This is a genomic window from Streptomyces marinisediminis (assembly GCF_026262575.1).
GTDB classification, from domain to species: Bacteria; Actinomycetota; Actinomycetes; order Streptomycetales; family Streptomycetaceae; genus Streptomyces; species Streptomyces marinisediminis.
Genome location: NZ_JAPKFL010000015.1, coordinates 143,609 through 162,081, shown reverse-complemented (window position 1 = coordinate 162,081; position 18,473 = coordinate 143,609). Strand labels below are relative to the sequence as shown.

Annotated in this window: 17 protein-coding genes and 1 pseudogene; 11 read left to right on the top strand and 7 right to left on the bottom strand. The window is 72.2% G+C overall.

All coding sequences use genetic code 11. From position 1 onward, the window contains the following. A partial coding sequence (locus OSB71_RS14640; protein ID WP_265948341.1) for an ROK family transcriptional regulator occupies nucleotides 1–726 on the bottom strand: 726 nt, incomplete at its 3' end. A gap of 920 nt (nucleotides 727–1,646) precedes the next feature. Between OSB71_RS14640 and OSB71_RS14635 the strand changes: the two genes are divergently transcribed. The 5 genes from OSB71_RS14635 to OSB71_RS14615 all read left to right on the top strand — a co-directional run bounded on the left by OSB71_RS14635 (nucleotide 1,647) and on the right by OSB71_RS14615 (nucleotide 7,186). Then, nucleotides 1,647–3,872 carry a family 49 glycosyl hydrolase gene (locus tag OSB71_RS14635; protein WP_265948339.1) on the top strand — a complete coding sequence of 742 codons (2,226 nt, stop codon included), beginning with the start codon at nucleotides 1,647–1,649 and terminating at the stop codon, nucleotides 3,870–3,872. A gap of 151 nt (nucleotides 3,873–4,023) precedes the next feature. Next, a complete protein-coding gene (locus OSB71_RS14630) occupies nucleotides 4,024–4,419 on the top strand; it encodes a DoxX family protein (protein WP_416237262.1) in 396 nt (131 codons plus the stop codon). A gap of 94 nt (nucleotides 4,420–4,513) precedes the next feature. Next, on the top strand, nucleotides 4,514–5,170 hold the full coding sequence (locus OSB71_RS14625) for a lytic polysaccharide monooxygenase auxiliary activity family 9 protein (protein ID WP_265948336.1): 657 nt from the start codon (nucleotides 4,514–4,516) through the stop codon (nucleotides 5,168–5,170). A 302-nt stretch (nucleotides 5,171–5,472) separates the two neighbouring features. Beyond that, on the top strand, nucleotides 5,473–5,829 hold the full coding sequence (locus OSB71_RS14620) for a hypothetical protein (RefSeq protein WP_416237261.1): 357 nt from the start codon (nucleotides 5,473–5,475) through the stop codon (nucleotides 5,827–5,829). Between the two features lie 49 nt (nucleotides 5,830–5,878). Next, complete coding sequence (locus OSB71_RS14615) at nucleotides 5,879–7,186, top strand: ABC transporter ATP-binding protein (RefSeq protein ID WP_265948332.1); 1,308 nt, start codon at nucleotides 5,879–5,881, stop codon at nucleotides 7,184–7,186. 232 nt (nucleotides 7,187–7,418) lie between these two features. Here the strand turns inward: OSB71_RS14615 and OSB71_RS14610 are convergent, their stop codons facing one another. From OSB71_RS14610 to OSB71_RS14585, 6 genes and pseudogenes are all read right to left on the bottom strand, one after another. Further along, nucleotides 7,419–7,661 carry a hypothetical protein gene (locus OSB71_RS14610; protein ID WP_265948330.1) on the bottom strand — a complete coding sequence of 81 codons (243 nt, stop codon included), beginning with the start codon at nucleotides 7,659–7,661 and terminating at the stop codon, nucleotides 7,419–7,421. Next, a complete protein-coding gene (locus OSB71_RS14605) occupies nucleotides 7,658–7,930 on the bottom strand; it encodes a hypothetical protein (protein ID WP_265948328.1) in 273 nt (90 codons plus the stop codon). The genes OSB71_RS14610 and OSB71_RS14605 overlap by 4 nt, the downstream gene beginning before the upstream one ends. Before the next feature lie 383 nt (nucleotides 7,931–8,313). After that, a pseudogene (locus tag OSB71_RS14600) lies at nucleotides 8,314–8,705 on the bottom strand (VOC family protein). Continuing rightward, nucleotides 8,702–9,022, bottom strand: coding sequence for an ArsR/SmtB family transcription factor (locus tag OSB71_RS14595; RefSeq protein WP_265948327.1), 321 nt, complete (start codon nucleotides 9,020–9,022; stop codon nucleotides 8,702–8,704). Before OSB71_RS14595 ends, OSB71_RS14600 begins: the two are co-directional and overlap by 4 nt. A 1,166-nt stretch (nucleotides 9,023–10,188) precedes the next feature. After that, nucleotides 10,189–10,569: a VOC family protein gene (locus OSB71_RS14590; RefSeq protein ID WP_265948325.1), complete on the bottom strand. Its 381-nt coding sequence runs from the start codon at nucleotides 10,567–10,569 to the stop codon at nucleotides 10,189–10,191. A 678-nt stretch (nucleotides 10,570–11,247) separates the two neighbouring features. Then, nucleotides 11,248–12,102 (bottom strand): aminoglycoside adenylyltransferase family protein, encoded by an 855-nt coding sequence (locus OSB71_RS14585; RefSeq protein WP_265948323.1) that lies wholly within the window; start codon nucleotides 12,100–12,102, stop codon nucleotides 11,248–11,250. A 329-nt stretch (nucleotides 12,103–12,431) separates the two neighbouring features. Here OSB71_RS14585 and OSB71_RS14580 point away from each other — a divergent pair, with 329 nt between their 5' ends. From OSB71_RS14580 to OSB71_RS14555, 6 genes are all read left to right on the top strand, one after another. Then, on the top strand, nucleotides 12,432–13,496 hold the full coding sequence (locus tag OSB71_RS14580; protein WP_265948321.1) for a serine hydrolase domain-containing protein: 1,065 nt from the start codon (nucleotides 12,432–12,434) through the stop codon (nucleotides 13,494–13,496). A gap of 446 nt (nucleotides 13,497–13,942) precedes the next feature. Then, entirely contained in the window at nucleotides 13,943–14,077 is a 135-nt protein-coding gene (locus tag OSB71_RS14575) for a lasso RiPP family leader peptide-containing protein (RefSeq protein WP_265948320.1), read from the top strand. 359 nt (nucleotides 14,078–14,436) lie between these two features. Next, a complete protein-coding gene (locus OSB71_RS14570) occupies nucleotides 14,437–15,465 on the top strand; it encodes a 3-oxoacyl-ACP synthase III family protein (RefSeq protein ID WP_265948318.1) in 1,029 nt (342 codons plus the stop codon). Beyond that, nucleotides 15,462–16,202: a glycosyltransferase gene (locus OSB71_RS14565; protein WP_265948317.1), complete on the top strand. Its 741-nt coding sequence runs from the start codon at nucleotides 15,462–15,464 to the stop codon at nucleotides 16,200–16,202. The genes OSB71_RS14570 and OSB71_RS14565 overlap by 4 nt, the downstream gene beginning before the upstream one ends. After that, nucleotides 16,202–17,680 carry a class I adenylate-forming enzyme family protein gene (locus tag OSB71_RS14560; protein WP_265948316.1) on the top strand — a complete coding sequence of 493 codons (1,479 nt, stop codon included), beginning with the start codon at nucleotides 16,202–16,204 and terminating at the stop codon, nucleotides 17,678–17,680. Before OSB71_RS14565 ends, OSB71_RS14560 begins: the two co-directional genes overlap by 1 nt. Then, the gene (locus tag OSB71_RS14555; protein ID WP_265948314.1) at nucleotides 17,677–18,453 is read left to right on the top strand and encodes a glycosyltransferase family 2 protein; all 777 of its coding nucleotides are present in this window, start codon (nucleotides 17,677–17,679) and stop codon (nucleotides 18,451–18,453) included. The genes OSB71_RS14560 and OSB71_RS14555 overlap by 4 nt, the downstream gene beginning before the upstream one ends. Nucleotides 18,454–18,473: the final 20 nt, after the last annotated feature.

The window sequence follows — 18,473 nt, the reverse complement described above, 5'->3', positions numbered from 1 at the left end:
GAGTTCACCGGCCATTCCGCTGGTGCCCGAGAACAGGGCGCCGTCCAGGAGGAGGCCGCAGCCGATGCCGGGGCCGACGGTGACCACCGCGAAGGAGTCCAGGTCGCGGCCTTCGCCGAACCACCGCTCGGCGATGACCAGGGTGTTGACGTCGTTGTTGACGACGACCGGCAATCCGGTCGCCTGCTGGAGAGGGCCGGCCACGTCGACCTTGTTCCAGTCGAGAAGGGCCGAGTAGCGGCAGATCCCGGCGTCGGAGTCGACGTGGCCGCTGACCCCGACTCCCAGGCCCAATACCCTGTCCGCCGCGCCGGGTACCTCCGCGAGGAGCCGGCTGGTCAGGGCAGCTGCGGCGGACAGGGCAGTCGTAGGTGTGCAGTCGGCGAGGGGCGCCTCGGCACGGACCAGGACGTTCGCCGCCATGTCGGTGACCACTCCGGAGACCTGGGCGGGGCCGATCTTCAGGCCGACGACGACGTGTTTGTCGGGGTTGACGTGCAGCATCTTCTGCGGCCGGCCCCTGCCCTGTGGAGCGGTCTCGCTCTCGCGGAGGTAGTCGTGCTCCAGGAGCGGCGGCAGCATCCGGGTCACGCTGGAGGGCACGAGGCCCAAACGCTGGGCGAGCTGGGTGCGCGAGATCGGTCCCGCGGTGAGCACGGTCGCGAAGATCTCCGCACGGGTCTGTTCACTCACCAGTTCCGAGAACCGGATCTTCGGCGGACTCATCACGCGCTACCTCCAGGTGGCGGTCGGTCAGGGGCGGGCGGCGGCAACCGCTGTCGGCCCGGGTTCGACTGGTGTCTGATCCCCGGAACCCGAGCGTGCGGGGAGCCCGTCGCCGTGGGCGGAGGGGGAGATCGTCATCGTGACTCCTTACCTCGCTGCCGCCCGGCGCGAGGCGCTGGGCAACTGCGTATGACGGGAGTGTGTCCCCCCTGTTTTCGTGCGTCAAGAAATAAAACAGCGTGTTACGCAACCGTGACCACTCACCGATTCGCCCCTTTTGTTTCGATTGTCACTGCCTTAGTGCTCCACCCGTGGGTGGCTGAGTCCCCGTCAGGCGCGAATCCTGTTCATTTCATTGACACATCGAAGAAATGACGGGACGTTATCGGCGACCGAGGAGCGCTGGGGCCACCGGCCACGGCACCGCGACGGCGCCCCGCGTCCGTCCACCGCGCCCTCGGGCGTATCTGCCGATGCCATGGAGCCGGCGGGCCCGTGGGGCCGGAGGCGTCCTTCCGGTGCCACGGATGACGTCCGGCCTCCTCCCAGCTCGCTCGCCCTCTCTGAGCACCGCACGAAGCGAGGACTCAATGACGACACGACCTGCCCGTCGCGCGGTGCAGCACCTCACGCGGTGCGCCGTCGGCGGTATCACGCCGACGGCACCCGACGCCGCCCGTGGTGCGCACCCCACCGCAGCGGGCCCCGGCCCCTAGAGGCGTACCGGCGTACCGGCGTGCCGCACAGAACGCCCCAGGAGATCCCCCCGGCGCGTTCCCAACCGCGGCACCACGCGCCGCATCACCTGTTCTCTGCGGCGCATCGCACCCGCGGAGGCGTTGTCAGGGGCATCGCCCGACGACCACGAAGGAGAGGACACACCTTCCATGCCCAGATCACGACCACGACCACGAGGACGAGTGACGGCAGCCGCCGCCGGCCTGGTCCTTGCCCTGGCCGCCCTCGTGGTGCCCGCCAGCGCCACGGCCGCCACCGACGCTCCCGACACGGGCGCTGACGCCAAGCGCCAGGCGGCGCAGGACACGCGTCCGGCCGCCCAGACCCGCGGCGCCACGATGGCCGAATCGGCACGGGTGGCGACGGCGGACAGCGCCGAGCTGAAGACCTGGTGGCACGACAACCACGAGTTCAACACCACCAGCCCCGTGCAGAACGACACGGTCCGCCGCTCGTCCCACTACGACGTGCAGGTGGCCACCACGGCCGCGCCGACGACGAGGTACGACTCGTTCGCCTACATGAGCATCCCGCGCAGCGGGAAGGGCAAGATCGGCTACACCAAGGAGGACGGAGCCGAGTTCGCCTCGTCCGCGAACCTCACGATGAGCTGGTCGTCCTTCCAGTACTCCACCGACGTGTGGGTCGATGTCTCCCTGCGCACGGGCCAGACCATCTCCTCCGCCGACCAGGTCAAGATCAAACCCAGCAGCCTCGACTTCGCCAAGGAGCTCGTCAACGACAGTACCGTCCGCATCAAGGTGCCCTACGACGCCACGGGGTACCGTTTCTCTGTCGAGTTCGATCCGCAGCTGTACACCGCGTACAACGACATGTCCGGCCCGGCGAGCGACGCGGGCAAGCTGACCACGGACCCGAGCGGCCGCCCGGTCCACACCGAGCCCCGCAACTCCATGATGATCTTCGCCGAGCCGACTCCGTCGGGCGCGGAGCGGGACCGGCTGGTCCCCACAGCCGACTCGGGCAGCATCCACTACCCCGAGCCGGGGCAGGTCTCCAACCTGAACAACATCAGCCAGGAGATCATCTACTTCCGCCCGGGCACCTACTCCATGGGCTCGAAGTACCACGCCGTGCTGCCGGAGAACGTCAAGTGGGTGTACCTGGCTCCCGGGGCGTATGTGAAGGGAGCGTTCCGCTTCTTCCACGACAACCAGGGCCTGTACAAAGTGACCGGCCACGGGGTGCTCTCCGGTGAGCAGTACGTCTACGAGGCCGACACCAACAACAACTACGACCACCTCAGCGGGGCGTCGAACTGCCACGAGTCGTGCGTGAAGATGCTCCAGTTCCAGTCCTCGGACCGCCAGCAGTACCTGGACCTGCAGGGCGTGACCATCAACGAGCCGCCGTACCACTCGTTCGTCGTCTACGGCGACGAGCAGCGCTTCCAGATGCGGGTCGACAACTACAAGCAGGTCGGCAGCTGGTACTGGCAGACCGACGGCATCGAGCTCTACCGCGGCAGCACCATGAAGAACACGTTCTTCAACGCCAACGACGACGTGCTGAAGATGTACCACAGCGACGTCACCATCGATAACACCGTCATCTGGAAGAACGAGAACGGCCCCGTCATCCAGTGGGGCTGGACACCGCGCAACATCGACAACGTGCGGGTGACCAACACCCACGTCATCCACAACCGCATGTACTGGAAGGACGTCAAGTACAACACCTGCATCCTCAACTCCTCCTCCCACTGGGAGGACACGGGATCGACGACGAAGGCCGACCCGAACGCCTGGGTCAAGAACATGACCTTCGAGAACATCACCGTCGAGGGCATGACGAACTGCGCGATCCGCGTCTTCGCCCTCTCCAGCACCGAGAACGTCCACATCAAGAACCTCAAGATCGGCGCCTGGAACGGCCTGGACCCCAGCTCCCAGGTGAACCTGCTCAAGCGCCACAGCAACGCCGGCGGCCAGAAGGTCACCCTTGGCAACGAGACCCGTGACAGCCGGGGGCTGAAGCTGGAGAACTACACCGTTGGGGGAACGGTCATCCAGAAGTCCGGCGACAACTGGTCCGCGGACCAGCTGGGGCGGATCGGCTTCGACGCGGAGACCTGGGACAACTGGAACGCGTGGGGCCCGGGCGGAGGCAGCCCCGACCCCGACCCGGTCCCGGGGAGCGGCCGGATCGTCAACGACGCCACCGGCAAGTGCGTCGACCGCGCCGGCGGCGGCACGGCCGACGGCACCGCGATCCAGCAGTGGACCTGCGCCGACGTGCCGTCGATGACGTGGACGCCCGACGGACAGCAGCTGACGTCGGGAGGCAAGTGCCTCGATGTCGTCGGCGGAGCCACCGCGAACGGCACCAAGGCACACCTGTGGGAGTGCGGCGGCTGGGACAGCCAGAAGTGGACCGTCACTTCCTGACCGGCCAGGGGTGGCCGGCGGACCCTCGTGCCGGCGGCCACCCCACCCCGCACGCCGTCGGCCTCCGGAAGACAGCCCGCGCGCTTCGTCGAGAAAGGGAACCGCAGTGGAGCCATGGAGGTACCAGGGTCCGGTCCTGAGCCTGTTCCGGATGGTGATCGGGCTGCTGTTCGCCTGCCACGGGGCGGCCACGCTCCTCGGCGTCCTCGGAGGGCCCCACGGAGCGCCGCCCGGCGCCGGACAGTGGCCGGGATGGTGGGCCGCGGTGATCCAGCTGGTCGGCGGCACGCTGGTGCTGCTCGGCCTGGCGACCCGTCCGACGGCACTCCTGTGCTCGGGGTCCATGGCCTACGCCTACTTCGTCCACCACCAGGGCGACGGACTGTTCCCGTTGGAGAACGGCGGTGAAACGGCCGCCCTCTACTGCTGGGCCTTCCTGCTCATCGCCGCCATCGGGCCCGGCCACTGGGCACTGTCCGCCCTGCTCGGTCGCGACGCGCACCGAGCCCTCCGCCGGAAGGAGGTGATGGACCGGATCGCCGAATGAACCCGCAACGCGAGCAAGACCTCATGTGCACGCAATGACCGCCCGGCCGACGACAGCGGCCGGTGATCCCCCGACACACGGAGGAAAAGGCACCATGAACCTCGCACCCGCAACCACATCCCGCCGTACCGCGCTGGGCGCCACCGTCCTGGCCACCAGCATGCTGGGCCTGCTCGCCCAGGCGCCGGCCGTCTCCGCACACGGCACGGTCATCGCCCCCGAGACCCGCAACTACGGCTGCCTGCAGCGCTGGGGCTCCAGCGAACCCGACGAGGCGCAGGACCCCATGTGCTACCGCACCTACCACGAGAACCCGAACGCCATCACCGCGTGGAAGGCCGTCTACGCCAACAACACCGGGGACAACTACCAGCAGGTCATCCCCGACGGGCAGATCTGCAGCGCCGGCGGCCAGGGCGAGACCAACTACGGTGCGCTCGACCGCCCCGGTCCATGGACCACCACCAGCCTCGACTCCGACTTCACCGTCGACGTCTACGACGAGGCGCGGCACGGCGCGGACTGGCTGGAGATCTACGTCACCAAGCAAGGCTTCGACCCACAGACCCAGCTGATCGGCTGGGACGACCTCGAACTGGTGAAGAAGACCGGCAGCTACCCCTACCAGGCGCACTACACCACAGACGTCAGCACGTCCGGATACAACGGACGGCACGTCGTGGTGACCGTCTGGAAGGCGTCGCACATGGACCAGAAGTACTTCCTGTGCAGCGACGTCGACTTCAACTGACCTCGGCCCGCGCGGGCTGAGCACGCAGCCACCGCACCCGCCCCGCGAGAGCCGCAGCGCTCTCGCGGGGCCTTCATCCACTCCACCGCCCGGCCGCCGTCGCGGACGCCGCCGGGCCGGTGTCCCCCTGGAGACGCCGGATGCCCCGAACCCGCCCCGCTCCGCCCGACCGCCACCGTCACCTCCCGCGCCGCCGGTCTTCCCCACCGGTGCGCGCGTACCGGCCACGCGGGGCGACAGTCCGGCGGGCGGCGGCCTTCTACCAGCCGCGCAGTATCGCAGTTCTGCGCGTCAGCCTCGGGGTGCTCTTCTGCGGATTCGGCATCCTGAAACTCTTCCCGGCCGCCAGCCCGGCCGAAGAGGTCGCAGCCCTCGCCATGACGAAGATGACCGGCGGTCTGCTCCCCGCGCAGGTGTCCATGCCCGTGTTGGGCGCCGCGGAGACCCTCATCGGACTCGCCCTCATCACCGGCCTGCTGCTGCGGTGCGCGTTAGCGCTCTTCTGCGTCCACATGGCCGGCGTCTTCGCCTCACTGCTCCTCGTGCCCGAAGCCATGTGGCACCACGGCACCCCCACTCTCGAAGGCCAGTACGTGCTGAAGAACCTCGTCCTGGTAACCGCCTGCCTGGCCGTCACCGCCGACGAACTCAGCCGGTGAAGACCGCGTCCCCCAGCGAACCACCGCACGAACCCCAGGAGAGCACGCCGTGGGCAGCACCATCACCCTGCACCGTCTCAGCAAGACCTACCCCAGCGGCCACCGAGCCGTCCACGACGTCTCCCTCCACATGGACGCCGGCGAGTTCCTCGTCCTCCTCGGGCCCTCCGGCTGCGGAAAATCCACCCTCCTGCGCATGATCGCCGGGCTCGAGACCATCACCAGCGGCGAGCTCCTCCTCGATCAGCAGCCGGCCAACGACCTGCCCGCCAGCGAACGCGACGTGGCCATGGTCTTCCAGAACTTCGCCCTCTACCCCACCATGACCGCCGCCGAGAACATCGCCTTCCCCCTCGCCGCTCGCGGCGACGACGAACACGCCACCGCCCAGGCGGTGAACACCGTCGCCGACCGGCTGGGCATCCGGTCCCTGCTCAGCCGCGTCCCCGCCCAGATGTCCGGTGGAGAACGCCAGCGCGTCGCCATGGGCCGGGCCGTCATCCGCCGACCCTCCGTCTTCCTCATGGACGAACCACTCTCCAGCCTCGACGCCCGCCTGCGCGTGCGGCTACGCACCGAGATCCTCTCCGTGGTGCGACGCACCGGCGCGACCACCGTCCACGTCACCCACGACCAGGCCGAAGCCATGGCGCTGGGCGACCGCATCGCCGTCCTGCATGACGGCACCCTGCAGCAGATCGGCACCCCGGAAGAGCTGTACGCCCTGCCCGCCAACGCCTTCGTCGCCTCCTTCGTGGGCACACCGCGCATCAACCTCGTGCACGGCGCCCTGTACGCGCCGATCGACGGGGCCATGACCATCAGCCTCGGACCACAAAGACTCGTCCTGCCACAAGAAATGGCACAGGCCCACCAACTTCTGCGTGTCGTCCAGGGTCAGCAGCTCCTCGTCGGCCTGCGCCCCGAGGCACTACGCGTCAACACCACCCCCACACCCTACGAACACCCTCTGACAGCCACCGTGACGCACGTCGAGTACCAAGGCCACGAGATCCTCCTCCATGTCACCATCGGCGCCCGAACAGCGGACGTGCCCCACACGACGTCCGTCCACGACGAACGGCACCGCCTCGGCAACCCCCTCACACGAGCCGTCCGCACCACGATCAGCCGCGTCCGCGGCGCCCTCCCCCACCACCCCAGCCCACCGCCTCAGCCCGCACCGCCGTTGCCCGACCACTACAGCGTCGGCGAACTCGTCCTCCGAGCCCGCCACAGAGCGCGCAGCCGGCCCGGCGACCGCGTCACACTCCTCGTCGATATGCGGGCGCTCATGCTCTTCAGCGCACAAGGCCAACGCATCTTCCCCCACCCCACACACCGGCAGGACCTGTGACACCACCGCCCCCGGGTGACGTGCGCGCTGGGCACCGGCGAACCCCACCCCGCCGGTGACGGGCAGCAGACCTGAAGCGCGGGCCCCGAGGCTGGGCGCAGCGAGGCATACCACCAAGCACGACACAGAACCCGTCAGAGGCTCTCCGCGACGCACACGTCCCCGCCCGGCCCGGAACGTCGTGGGCCTCCGGCACGGTGTCGACCGGGGCGAGGGTCTTCCCTCGGGTGGTTCAGTGGACGATGCGGACGACGCTGACGGTCATGGCACTGTGGCTGACCCGGTAGAGGGTGATGGTGCCGGCCACGGCGGCCTGGCGGCGGTCCCGGTCGCGTCCTGCCGGGGTGGAGCCGTGGCCGTAGGGGGCGGAAGCCAGGCGGGTCATCCCGGCTTCGTAGCCGCTTCGCCGCGCAGCCGTCATGGCGCTCAAGGCGGTGAGGGCTTCGTTGCCGTACTGGACGCGGTAGCGGCTCACGCGGCGTCGGCTCCGGGGTGCATGCCGGAGTGGTCGCCACGAGCCAGCCGCTGGAACGCCTCCTCGTCGGCGGCGCGGACTTCGGGCGGGAGGGCCCAGGCGATGAGGACGGCTGGGACCTGGAGAGCGGGAGTGCGCTCGATCTCGGCGTCGAACCGTTCGCGGTCCCCGGCGCCGAGCTGGGCACGGACGGCCGCGATCGTGGCCGGGACAGCGACCGGCTGTCCGTCGACGTAGGTGGTCATGGTGGGGGCGGGATCAGACTCCATCGGCGGCCTCCGGCGCAGGGCGGGACGTCTCCGTTCACGGTAGCGGCGCAGCGGTGACCGCCGCTGCCGATCGGTGCAGAAGACTTCGAAAGGGTGAGGCGGGGGTGGCGGGCCGAAACCGGGGCGGCTGGAGCCTTGCCGGTTTCGCCGGGTCACCGAAGCGCAGCGGAGGTGACCGCCTTCGCATCGCGAGGTCGGGCGGGAGCGCAGCGACCGCTTCCGCTTGCCTAGTGCGCAGCACCTACCAGCCCGCCACCGCGGGGCCCGGACGTCTCCCGCAGCACGAGCACGGGCCGATGGCCCCGGGACCACGTGGCTGCTGACGGGCTCCAGGGCGAGGGTCCGGTCGCCGCGGCAGCCGGAGCCCGGCCCAGGCCGACCGCCTACTGCGACTGTGTTGCGATCTGGACCAGGTTGCCGCAGGTGTCGTCGAAGACGGCAGTGGTGACAGGGCCCATCGCCAGGGGCTCCTGCGTGAAGCGAACGCCGAGGGCGTGCAGGCGCGTGTACTCCGCCTCTACGTCGTCGACGGCGAACTGGGCGAGCGGGATGCCGTCCTTGACGAGCGCATCGCGGTAGGGCTTGACGGCCGGGTGGCCGGCGGGCTCCAGGAGGAGCTCGGTGCCGTCGGGCTCGTCGGGCGCGACGACGGTCAGCCACCGGCCCCCTCACCCAGTGGGAGGTCGTGCTTCTTCACGAAGCCGAGGATCTCGGTGTAGAAGTGCTCCGCCTTGGCCTGGTCGTCGACGAATACGCTGGTCAGATGGATCTTCATGGGCTGCTCTTCTCTCGTCCGGATGGGTCGGATGGGTCGGATGGGTCGGGCAGGGGCCATCGCTCGGCTATCCGCCGCAGTGGGGCCGTGTTCAGGTCATGGAACTTGCAGCGGCCGTCCCGTCTGGTCTCGACGAGCCCGGCGGCCTCCAGCAAGGCGAGATGCTGGGAGACCGCCTGACGTGAGATACCGAGCTGGTGCTTCATGCTCAGTCGCGAGCAGATCTCGAACAGTGTCTGTCCGGACTTCTCCGTGAGCTCGTCGAGGATGGTGCGGCGGGTGGGGTCGGCCAGGGCTTTGAAGAGGTCGTCGGCCACAACCACAGAATAGGCAAGCATTTACTTGCCTATCAAGTCGAGGGCGGCGGCCTGCGGGGGAGATCTCGCTTCCCATCCGGCCCACCGCATGCCGGTACGCGACATCTCCGGGGGTGGCGGCGAGGCGCGATCCCAGGGGAACGCGGCAGACGCGCGCCTGGGACAAGGGGGTGCTCATTCGGTGCGCGCACTTGGTCGAGGGATGTGCACCGGGTACACGGCATCGACGTTCGTCACGTCCCGTGCGCGCACCGGCCCGGTGCGCGTGAACGGAAGCGGTGCGCACGGCCGGAGGCGCCCGGTGCGCGTCGTCCGCATCGGATGCCGGACATCGGGTGGGCACTCCCGTGGTGAGCTCAGCGGCGGGCTTCCTGCCCGCGGTGCGGGTTCGGCCACGCTCGGTGGTGAGGCCGAGGCTTCCTGCGTCCGCGCGGGGCTCCGGCAAGGCCCGCAGCGGCCGTCATGCCGAGCGCCGACCGAGGCCCGGCGTCGGCGTCGGCGTTCGGGAACGGGATGGGGAGCTGCTCGGGCATCGCGGCCCGCCGGTGCACCACGCCGTCGTCGCACCTCGGGCCGGTGCGGCGGGCGGTGCGCGGCCGGGTGGTGAGGACGCGGGCGGCGATGACCGCGCGGTCGTGTGGCTTAGGCTCGGGCGCGGTGAGTGGCGGATGGTGCGCGAGGTCCTGGACGATCCCGAGGGCGAGGGGCTGCACGCGGTCCGGCGGGGGCGGGCTCGCCGCTCCGGGTGGCCTGCTCCAGCCGTGTCCGGCTGACGTGCTGTGCGGCGGTCTTTCCCGGTGCACTCGGACGCCGGCGGCACGTAGCCTCCCGGTCGGTCGCCGGATAGAGGCGTGGCCACGGGGCAGGTAGGCGTGCGCCGCCGCGCCCCGCCTCGTCTGCGCCCTACTCGTGTCGGCTTGCGGTTCCAGAAGCTCCAACCGGTCGGTGCAGCCGCTGTGCACCAGGTCGTCGACGGGCTCGGTGACACGCGGCCGACCCCGGGGCGCGGTGCCGACAGGCACGCAGGCGGCGTTGGCGCACGGCTCGGCACGAGGGCGTCTTCCCCCAAGCGCCGGCGGGCCGGGGCCCCCTACCGCCTCGCGTTCGCGCACGCCGACCGGCGTGGTCTGACTCGGTACGGCTCACACGGCGCGCCAAGGGCAAGGTCATCCAGCCACCGGGGTGCAGACGTCGAGGAGTTGGCCGTTGGGGTCCTTCACGAGCATGCTGCGCTGTCCGTAGAAGGTGTCCCGCGGGGGAGCCACGATCTCCCGGCCCTGCTCCCGCGCGGCCCTGTGCACCGCGTCCACGTCGTCGACGACGAAGGTGAGCACCGTGCCGGAGGGGGCCGTCCGGTAGGGCTCGGGCACCAGTTCGTGGTCGCGGCGCCAGACGCCCAGTTCGTGCCGGGGGTCGTCGGGGTCCTGGAGGCTGACGAACCAGTCGCTGTCGTACACGACGGTCAGGCCCAGCAGCTCGGAGAAGAAGTCCCTCGTCTCGGGAAGCCGGTCGGACAGGATGTTCGCGAACGAGCGTTTGATTGCCATGAGCGCCATGGTAGGAAGCGGCCCCGTCCGGTACGGGACGGCGCCGCCGGGCGTGTCGCCCCGGCCCGCTCCGGCGGCGCGCCGCGCTCACCTCGCCCTACGGGCGGACGCGGCCCGCGACGGCCGCGAAGCCGAACCCGCGCGCCCTGGACCGCACCGAGGGCGGCTCCCTCGGCCGAGCCGGGAAGCGCAGAAGCGGAACGCCGTGAAGGGCGCCGTGATCGCCGACTGGTTGCCGCGCCTACCGGTCGTGGAGGCCGTGCTGGATGACGGCTGCCTCGGGCTCAGACGGATCACGCAGGCCAGGCGGTCGTCCCGCCGAGAAGGCCGCGGCACGGAGCGCTGCCCGGGAGGACCGAGCCGTGGGGCGGGGCCGTCACGGGCACTCGTCCGACCGCGTCACGGTCGTACACGTCCGGCCCGGATCGCGCACGCGGGAAGCGACTGAGGTGCTGGACCCACCGTCGCGACCGCCTGTCCGGCACCTACCGCGCCATCGCCGGTCCCGTCTTGACCGCACCGCCCAAGCCCGACCGTCGGTGGTGCTCACGCGGGGCGGCAGCCGCGCCCGCTGTCACGCACCGGCTCGTCAGCCTCCCTCCGCGAGTCCCGTCCGGGCCGCGTCAGGGGACGACGCCAGTGTCGTTCCCTGAGGTGCCGCTGAGGTCCCGGCGTCGATCAAGGTCGTCGCCGCGATCGCACTCGGCGACGTGGTGGGGCGTCGGAGGCCGGGGCAGAGGGGTGGCCGGCAGTCACGGCCCAGCGTGCGGGTCCGGCCCGGCGGCGGAGACCGTCGATGTGGGCGAGCACTTCGTCCACGTGGGGGCCGACTCGACGCATCAGATCGTGGCTCCAGACCTCGTCCTCGTAACGGCAGTGGCGGTACAGATCTCTGGCGTGCTCCAGTACCGGGCGGTGTTCCGGGGGGAGGTGGGCGAGGGCCCAGTCCGCGGCAGCGTCCTTGGGCCTGATCTCGCCCGTGGCGAGGGTGGTCCAGACGCGGGCGAGAGTCAGCACGACGTTGCGAGTGTCGTCGGCCAGGTCGTGGAGGAGTTCGGGGACGCCGGCGACGCTCGCCCGCACGAGGTCGGCGGGCGGCACGGGGCCGACGAGCTGGGCGGGAGGCGGGCCGGTGAGCGGGTGGTCGCCTGCCAGGGTCATGGTGAGTACGAGGGCCAGGTCCGGCATGGGGCCCGGCTGCGGGGGTTCGCTGACCCGCACGTCGTCGCGCAGCCATTCGCCGTACAGGAAGTCGCCGATCGGCGGGAACCGCCAGGGGCGGACCTCGGACTGGACCACGACGGTGAGTTCCACCGGCCGGATGCCCGCCGTGACGCCGGAAATCTCCAGCAAGCCCTCAAGGAGCGCCCGCCTCGTCCGCTCCTCCATGGTCTTCCGCGTGACCACGAGAACGTCCAGATCGCTGGCAGGGTTGAGGCCCCCGAGCACGGCGGAGCCGTGGAGGTACGTGCCGAGGAGCTCCGGTTCCAGGAGGCCGCGGACGAGTCCCACGGTCCGCTCAAGTTGGTCCATCACGTCATTCTCCGGCACCGTCCCTGCGTGGGCACGCGGCCGTCGTCGCTGCTCCTCGCCGGAACCCGGCGGCCGCCCTGCTGGTCAGGGGCGTGCTCGGGCGCGCGGCCTGGGGTGGCAGCCGGGTGGCTGGTGCGCTTGTCCATCCGGGTGCCACCCGGTGGCGAGGGGGTGGCTCCCGGATGGCTGGTGGCCCTTGCCGTTCCTAGCCTCGGGCCATGGTCTTTCGTCGTGTGAAGTTGTCGTCCGCGGGGCCGGCCCTGGTCGTGTCGTCTCCGCCGTCCGTCGCGGCCGCGGGTCCGCCACGCCCCTCCCGCTCGGGGTGGTCCGTGCAGCGTGGCGCCGACGCGCTGCGGGAGGCCGGGGTCACCGGCGTGGCGGTCCGCCTGGAGAGCCCGCGCGGGACCAGCACGGCCCGCTCCGGGGTGGGGGACCTGGTCACGCGCCGCCCGGTCCCGGAGGGCGGCTACCTGCGACTGGGCAGCACCACCAAGACGTTCGTCGCCACCGTCGTGCTGCAACTGGTGGGCGAAAAGCGGGTCGCCCTTAGCCAGACGGTGGAGCAACTGCTGCCCGGGGTCGTCGCGGGTGCGGGGAACGACGGCCGGACCATCACCGTCGGCGATCTGCTGCAGCACACCAGCGGCCTGTCCGACTACGTCCACGACGTCTTCCCCGACCCGAGCGCCCGGGCCTACTTCGCCGACCGGTGGCGTGCCTACACGCCCGAAGAGCTGGTCGCCCTGGCCGTGCGCCACGAGCCCGCCTTCCCGGCGGGCACCGGCTGGGCGTACTCCAACACCAACTACGTACTCGCCGGAATGATCATCGAGAAAGTCACCGGCCACACCTGGGAACAGCAGGTCAACGACCGCATCCTGCGCCCCCTCGGCCTGCGGCACACCGACACCCCGGGCACGCAGCCCTTCCTCCCGCATCCGCACACCACCAACTACCAGCAGTTCGCGGTGGACGGCCCGTTCGTCGACACCACGATCCCCTACCGTCCCTTCGACAGCGGGTCCGACGGTTCGATGACCGGCACCGCTCGCGACCTCAACCGCTTCTTCACCGCCCTGGTCAGCGGGCGGCTGCTGAAGCCCACCGAGCTCGCCGCCATGCACCCCACCGTCCCGGTGCCGCAGGACAGCGGGCTCCCGGCAGGCACGCAGGCCGGTCTGGGCCTGTTCCACACCCCGCTGTCCTGCGGCGGCGGTTACCTCGGGCACGGAGGGAGCGGTTTCGGTTACGTCCTCCGGGCAGCGGCAACCACGGACGGTCGACGCACGGTCACCGTCTCCGCGCACAGCCGCGCCGCGGACCCGCAGACCGCGGCCCGTCAGGAAGACGCCCTGCGCGACCTCGTCGACCACGCTCTGTGCCGCACCACGTGACCGTGCACGGCGCTCGTGGCGTCCTTCGACGTGGGCGGCGAGGAGGGGAAGTAGGGGCTGACGGGCCCGGACGCGGTCGATCCTGCGCCGGTGGGCGGCACGGCGGCGTGTGGCGAAAGCTCAGCAGCCCATGGCGCGGACCGGACACGGTGTGGCCCACCGCACCCGCCGTCGACCTCCCCTCACCGCTCGCGGCGGACGACCGCACCCAACGTTCAGCTCCCGCGCGGCAGCCGTGCATCGGTGCACGGGCCGCCGCGGGAGCGAAGAGCGCTGAACCCGTACGCCCACACACCACGATCGCCCCCGCCTCGTCGACACCATGGGCCCACGCCGTCCTCGTCCGCAGCCACGCGTGGTGATGACGTGCGCTGAGAAACCCCGCTGGCGCCCGACAGGTGGTCCGGTCGTCCTCGGAGAAGACCGAGAGGAAGGAGGAACCGCTCGTGAACGAGAAGAGGGCCACGGTGTACGAGCCGCCGGTCCTGGTGGAGCTCGGCGGGTTCACGCACGTCACCATGGGCAACGGCGGAGGCGGCTTCGACACCTGCGGGGAGTGCTGGTTCCGGCGCGACCGCTGACGGTCGCCCACCGCGGTCCCGCCCCTCCCGCCGACGAGCCCTCGGTGGGGCGTCGGTAGACGGCCCACCGCGGCGGAGGAGCGGGACGAGGATGCCGCACCACCGCCGTCCGGCGCCCCGGCACCCGCCTGCCGCAGCGGCACGCGGCCGGGTGGCTGGCCCCGCCGGAACCGGTCGGCCCGGTGGCACGCCGCGGGCGGGGGGCGGTGGCCTGTGGCGCCGGAGGTCGAGCGTGCTCACCGGCAGGTCGGCCGTGGGCTGCCGCCGTCGCGCCCGAGGCGCTGGTGGGCCGACTACCTACTTCCGGTTGAGTACCGGTGCTCAGGCGGACCTCCCGGTTCGCTCGTAGCGTCCAGCCCATGCACATAGACCACGCCGCTGCCGAGCCGGCGCGCCGGGCGGGCATCACCGCGGTGGCCTCCTGCCTGCCGGAGCGCGAAGTGACCTCGCGACAGCTCCAGGAGCGGATCGCCGCGGCCTGCGGACTGCCCCTGCCGCCACGGCTGCTCGAACGGGTCACCGGCATCGCCGCGCGCCGGGCGGCCGCGGACGGCGAGTACGCCTCGACGCTCGCGGTGCGGGCGGCACGGACGGCGCTGGACCGGGCCGGGCTCGCCCCGTACGACGTGGACCTCCTGGTGTTCGCCTCCGCCACGCGGGACGTGGCCGAACCGGCGACCGCGCACATCGTCCAGGCCGAACTGGGCTCCCGGGCGCACGCGCTGGACGTGACCAACGCGTGCAACAGCTTCGTCAACGGCATCGACACGGCACGGGCGATGATCCTGGCCGGCCGTGCCCGCCGGGCCCTGGTCGTCACCGGGGAGACCCCGAGCCGCGCGGTGCGGCACGCCCCGCCCGGCCCCGACCAGTTCCGCGCCGGCTTCGCCGGGTACACCTTCGGCGACGCGGGAGCCGCGGTCGTCCTGGAGGCGGTGGAGCGGGGCGGCATCCTCGACGTGGACACCGAGACCCACTCCGAGCACTGGTCGGTCGGGGGCGTCTTCGGTGGCGGTTCGCGCCACCCCCGCGGGGACGAGCACACGTACTTCCACGGTGACGGCGGCGAGCTGCGTGAGGTGTTCGAGAAGGTCGGCACCTCGGTGCTCGACCGCATGCGGCTGCGCACGGGACTGGCGTGGAGCGACTTCCGGCACGTCCTGGTGCACCAGGTCACCGTGCCGTACCTGGAGCGGTTCGTGGAGCTCACCGGCGTCCCCCGGGACCGGCTCGTCGTCACGGTGCCCGAGCTCGGGAACCTGGCCAGCGCCACGCTGGGCGTGCAACTCGACCGCGTCCACGCGGGGTTGCAAACCGGCGACCGGGTCCTGTTCGTGGGCCTGGGCGGCGGCGTGAGCATCATGACCATGGTGTGGGAGAAGGCGTGAGCGCCCTGTGGGTGGTGGTGCCCGCGCACCAGGAGGCCGCGCGCATCGGCGCCACGCTGGAGGCGCTGGCGGGCCAGCGCGACCGTGACTTCTCCCTCGTCGTGGTGGACAACGCCTCCCGCGACGGCACCGCCGCGCTCGCCCACGACTTCGCCCGCTGGGCGCCGTTCCCGGTGCACGTCCTCAGCGAGCCGGTGAAGGGCGTGGGCTGCGCGGTGGACACCGGCTTCCGGTACGCGATCGAGCGCGGTGCGACGCTGCTGGCCCGCACCGACGCCGACTGCCTGCCGCGCCCCGGTTGGACGGCCGGCGCCCGCGGCGCGCTGGGGCGCGGCGCGGGTCTGGTGTGCGGTCGCCTCGACGCGCGCCGCGACGAGCACGGGCCGCTGGGGCGGGCCGCCTTCCGCGCGCTGGTCCGCCTCGCCGCGCTCTTCGGCCGGGTACGCCCGGCCCACCGCCGCCGCCACGGTTACCTCGCCCCCTACCGGATGCACGCCGGCAACAACATGGCCATCACCGCGGCGCTGTACGAAGCCGTCGGCGGAATGCCGCGCCGCCCCTCCCCCACCGACCGCCTCTTCCTGAACCGGGTGCGCCGCCACACCACCGCCATCGTCCACGCCCGCGACATGGTCGTGGAGAACTCCACCCGCCGGCTGCGCGCCTACGGCCTCGTCGGCACCGCCCGCTGGTACCTCGACAAGGGTCCGGGCCGTCACGGGGAGGACCCGCGCTGATGCTCGACGCTCTCGCCCACACCCTGCGGCGCCACCCCGACCGGCCCGCCGTGCTCGGCACCACCCGGACCGGGGCCGTACGCACCAGGGCGACCTTCGGCCACCTGGCCGACCTCGCCGACCGCTACGCGGCCGCCCTGCACGCGCGGGGCACCGGACGCGGCGCCACCGTCGGCGTCGCCGTGCGGCCCGGGCCCCGGGCCCTGGCCGTGCTGCTCGCCGTGCACCGGCTCGGCGCACGGGCCGCCGTGCTCGATCCGGGCGCGGGGCCCGACGTGCTGCGCGCCCGCCTCGCCCTGGCCCGTCCCGGCGTCGTCCTCGCCGACGCGTCCGCCCAGGCGGTCGCCGGGTGGGCCCGGCCGCTCGCCCGCCGGGTCCGCCTGGCCCTGCCGGACCTCGCGGAACTGGGCCCGGTGGCCACGGTCGGTGCGCGGCTGCCCGGCTGCGCCCCCGCCCTGGACGCCGATGTCCGGGCCGTACCGCTGCCGCGCCCGGTGGACGAGGACGGCGACGCGGTCATCGTGTTCACCTCGGGCACCACGTCGCGGCCCCGCGCGGTGGTGCACACCCGTTCCTCGCTCGCCGCCGGCATGGCCACGGTGGCCGGTCTGGTACGGCCCGAGGCCGGACGGCCCGTACTCGGCGGCACCTTCTTCGTCCTCGTACCGTCCCTCGCGAGCGGGGCGCCGGTCGCGCTGCCGGCCCGATCCGCGCGCGTGCTGGCCCGGCAGTCGCACCGGCTCGCCCCGCAGGCCACCTACCTGACGCCGCCGCAGCTCCAGCGGCTGCTGGCGGACGGCGGCCGGTTCACCGGACGCGTGTGGACCGGGTCGGCGCCGGCGAGCGCCGATCTGCTCACCCGGGTCAGGCGCGCGGGCGCCGAGGAGGCGTGGGGCGTCTACGCGCTGACCGAGCTGTTCCCCGCCGCGGCGGTCGAGCAGGCCGACAAGGCCGCCTTCACCGGCGAGGGGGACGTGGTGGGCGCGCCCCTTCCCGGCGTGGTGGCCAGGACCGACGCGTCCGGTGAGCTGCTGCTGTCCGGCCCCGCCGCGCGCGACCGCTACCTGGGCGAAGAGCCGGACCCGTGGGTCGCCACCGGCGACCGGGCCCGCCTCGACGAAGGCCGGATCGTGCTGGAGGGCCGCCGCAAGGACATGGTCCTGCGGCGCGCGGAGAACATCTACCCCGGGCTGTACGAGCCGGCGTTGCACGTACCGGGCGTCGAACTGGCGCTGCTCGTGGGCGTACCGGCAGGCGACGGCGACGAACGGCTGGTCGCCGTCGTACAGCCGAGCCCCGGCGCGGGCCGCGGCGCGGTGCGGGCGGCGCTGGCCGGGCCGCTGGAGCGCATGGGCTCCGCCCGGCCGGACGCGGTGCTGCTCGCCGACGTCCCGCTGTCCGGCCGTTCCCTGAAGCCCGACCGCGCCGCCGCCGCTCGCCTCGCCGCCCGGCGCCTGGCCGGCCGGAGCCGGGGATGAGCGCGCCGGGCGGCGGAGAGCCGCTGTGGGTGGTGGTGCCCGCCTACAACGAGGAGGCCGGGATCGGGGCCACCCTCGCCGCGCTGGCCTCCCAGTCCGACACCGGCTTCGCGCTGGTCGTCGTCGACAACGCCTCCACCGACGCCACCGCCGGCCTCGTGCGCCGCTTCGCCGCCACCGCGCCCTTCCCCGTCCATGTCGTCCGGGAGCGGGAGCGGGGCACCGGTGCCGCCGCCGACACCGGGTTCCGCTACGCCGTCGCGCACGGCGCCGAGCTGCTCGCGCGCACGGACGCCGACTGCCTGCCCGCCCGGGACTGGGTCGCCGCCGCGCGCGGGGAGTTCGCCCGGGGCACGGAGATGGCCTGCGGCCGCAGCCTTCCGCGTCGCGACGAGCTTCCCTCGCTCGCCGAGCGCCGCCTGCTCCCGGCGGTCGTGCGGGCGGCCGCGCTGTACGGGCGCTACCGCGCGGAGCACCGGCACCCCCGCTACCGCGCGCCGTACGTGCTGTGCCACGGGCACAACCTCGCCATCACGGCCGCGCTCTACCTGCGCTGCGGGGGCACGCCCCGCACGCCGCTGGAGGGGCCGCCCGAGGACGTCGTCCTGCTCAACCGCGCGCGCGAGCACAGCGAGCGGATCGCACGGGCGGAGCGGATGGTGGTGCACACCAGCCTGCGGCGGCTGCGGGCGTGGGGCGCCCGCCGGACCCTGCTGTGGTGCTGGGACCGCCGCTACCGCCCCGCCGATCCCCGGGAGGTGCACGTCCGTTGACCGGTCGACCGTCCTTTGCC

Excerpts from the sequence above, each read along its gene's own strand:
- OSB71_RS14630 (WP_416237262.1), top strand. The coding sequence starts at position 4,024 with ATGGTGATCGGGCTGCTGTTCGCCTGCCACGGGGCGGCCACGCTCCTC.
- OSB71_RS14625 (WP_265948336.1), top strand. The coding sequence starts at position 4,514 with ATGAACCTCGCACCCGCAACCACATCCCGCCGTACCGCGCTGGGCGCC.
- OSB71_RS14605 (WP_265948328.1), bottom strand. The coding sequence starts at position 7,930 with ATGGAGTCTGATCCCGCCCCCACCATGACCACCTACGTCGACGGACAG.
- OSB71_RS14590 (WP_265948325.1), bottom strand. The coding sequence starts at position 10,569 with ATGGCAATCAAACGCTCGTTCGCGAACATCCTGTCCGACCGGCTTCCC.
- OSB71_RS14585 (WP_265948323.1), bottom strand. The coding sequence starts at position 12,102 with ATGGACCAACTTGAGCGGACCGTGGGACTCGTCCGCGGCCTCCTGGAA.
- OSB71_RS14570 (WP_265948318.1), top strand. The coding sequence starts at position 14,437 with ATGCACATAGACCACGCCGCTGCCGAGCCGGCGCGCCGGGCGGGCATC.
- OSB71_RS14560 (WP_265948316.1), top strand. The coding sequence starts at position 16,202 with ATGCTCGACGCTCTCGCCCACACCCTGCGGCGCCACCCCGACCGGCCC.
- OSB71_RS14555 (WP_265948314.1), top strand. The coding sequence starts at position 17,677 with ATGAGCGCGCCGGGCGGCGGAGAGCCGCTGTGGGTGGTGGTGCCCGCC.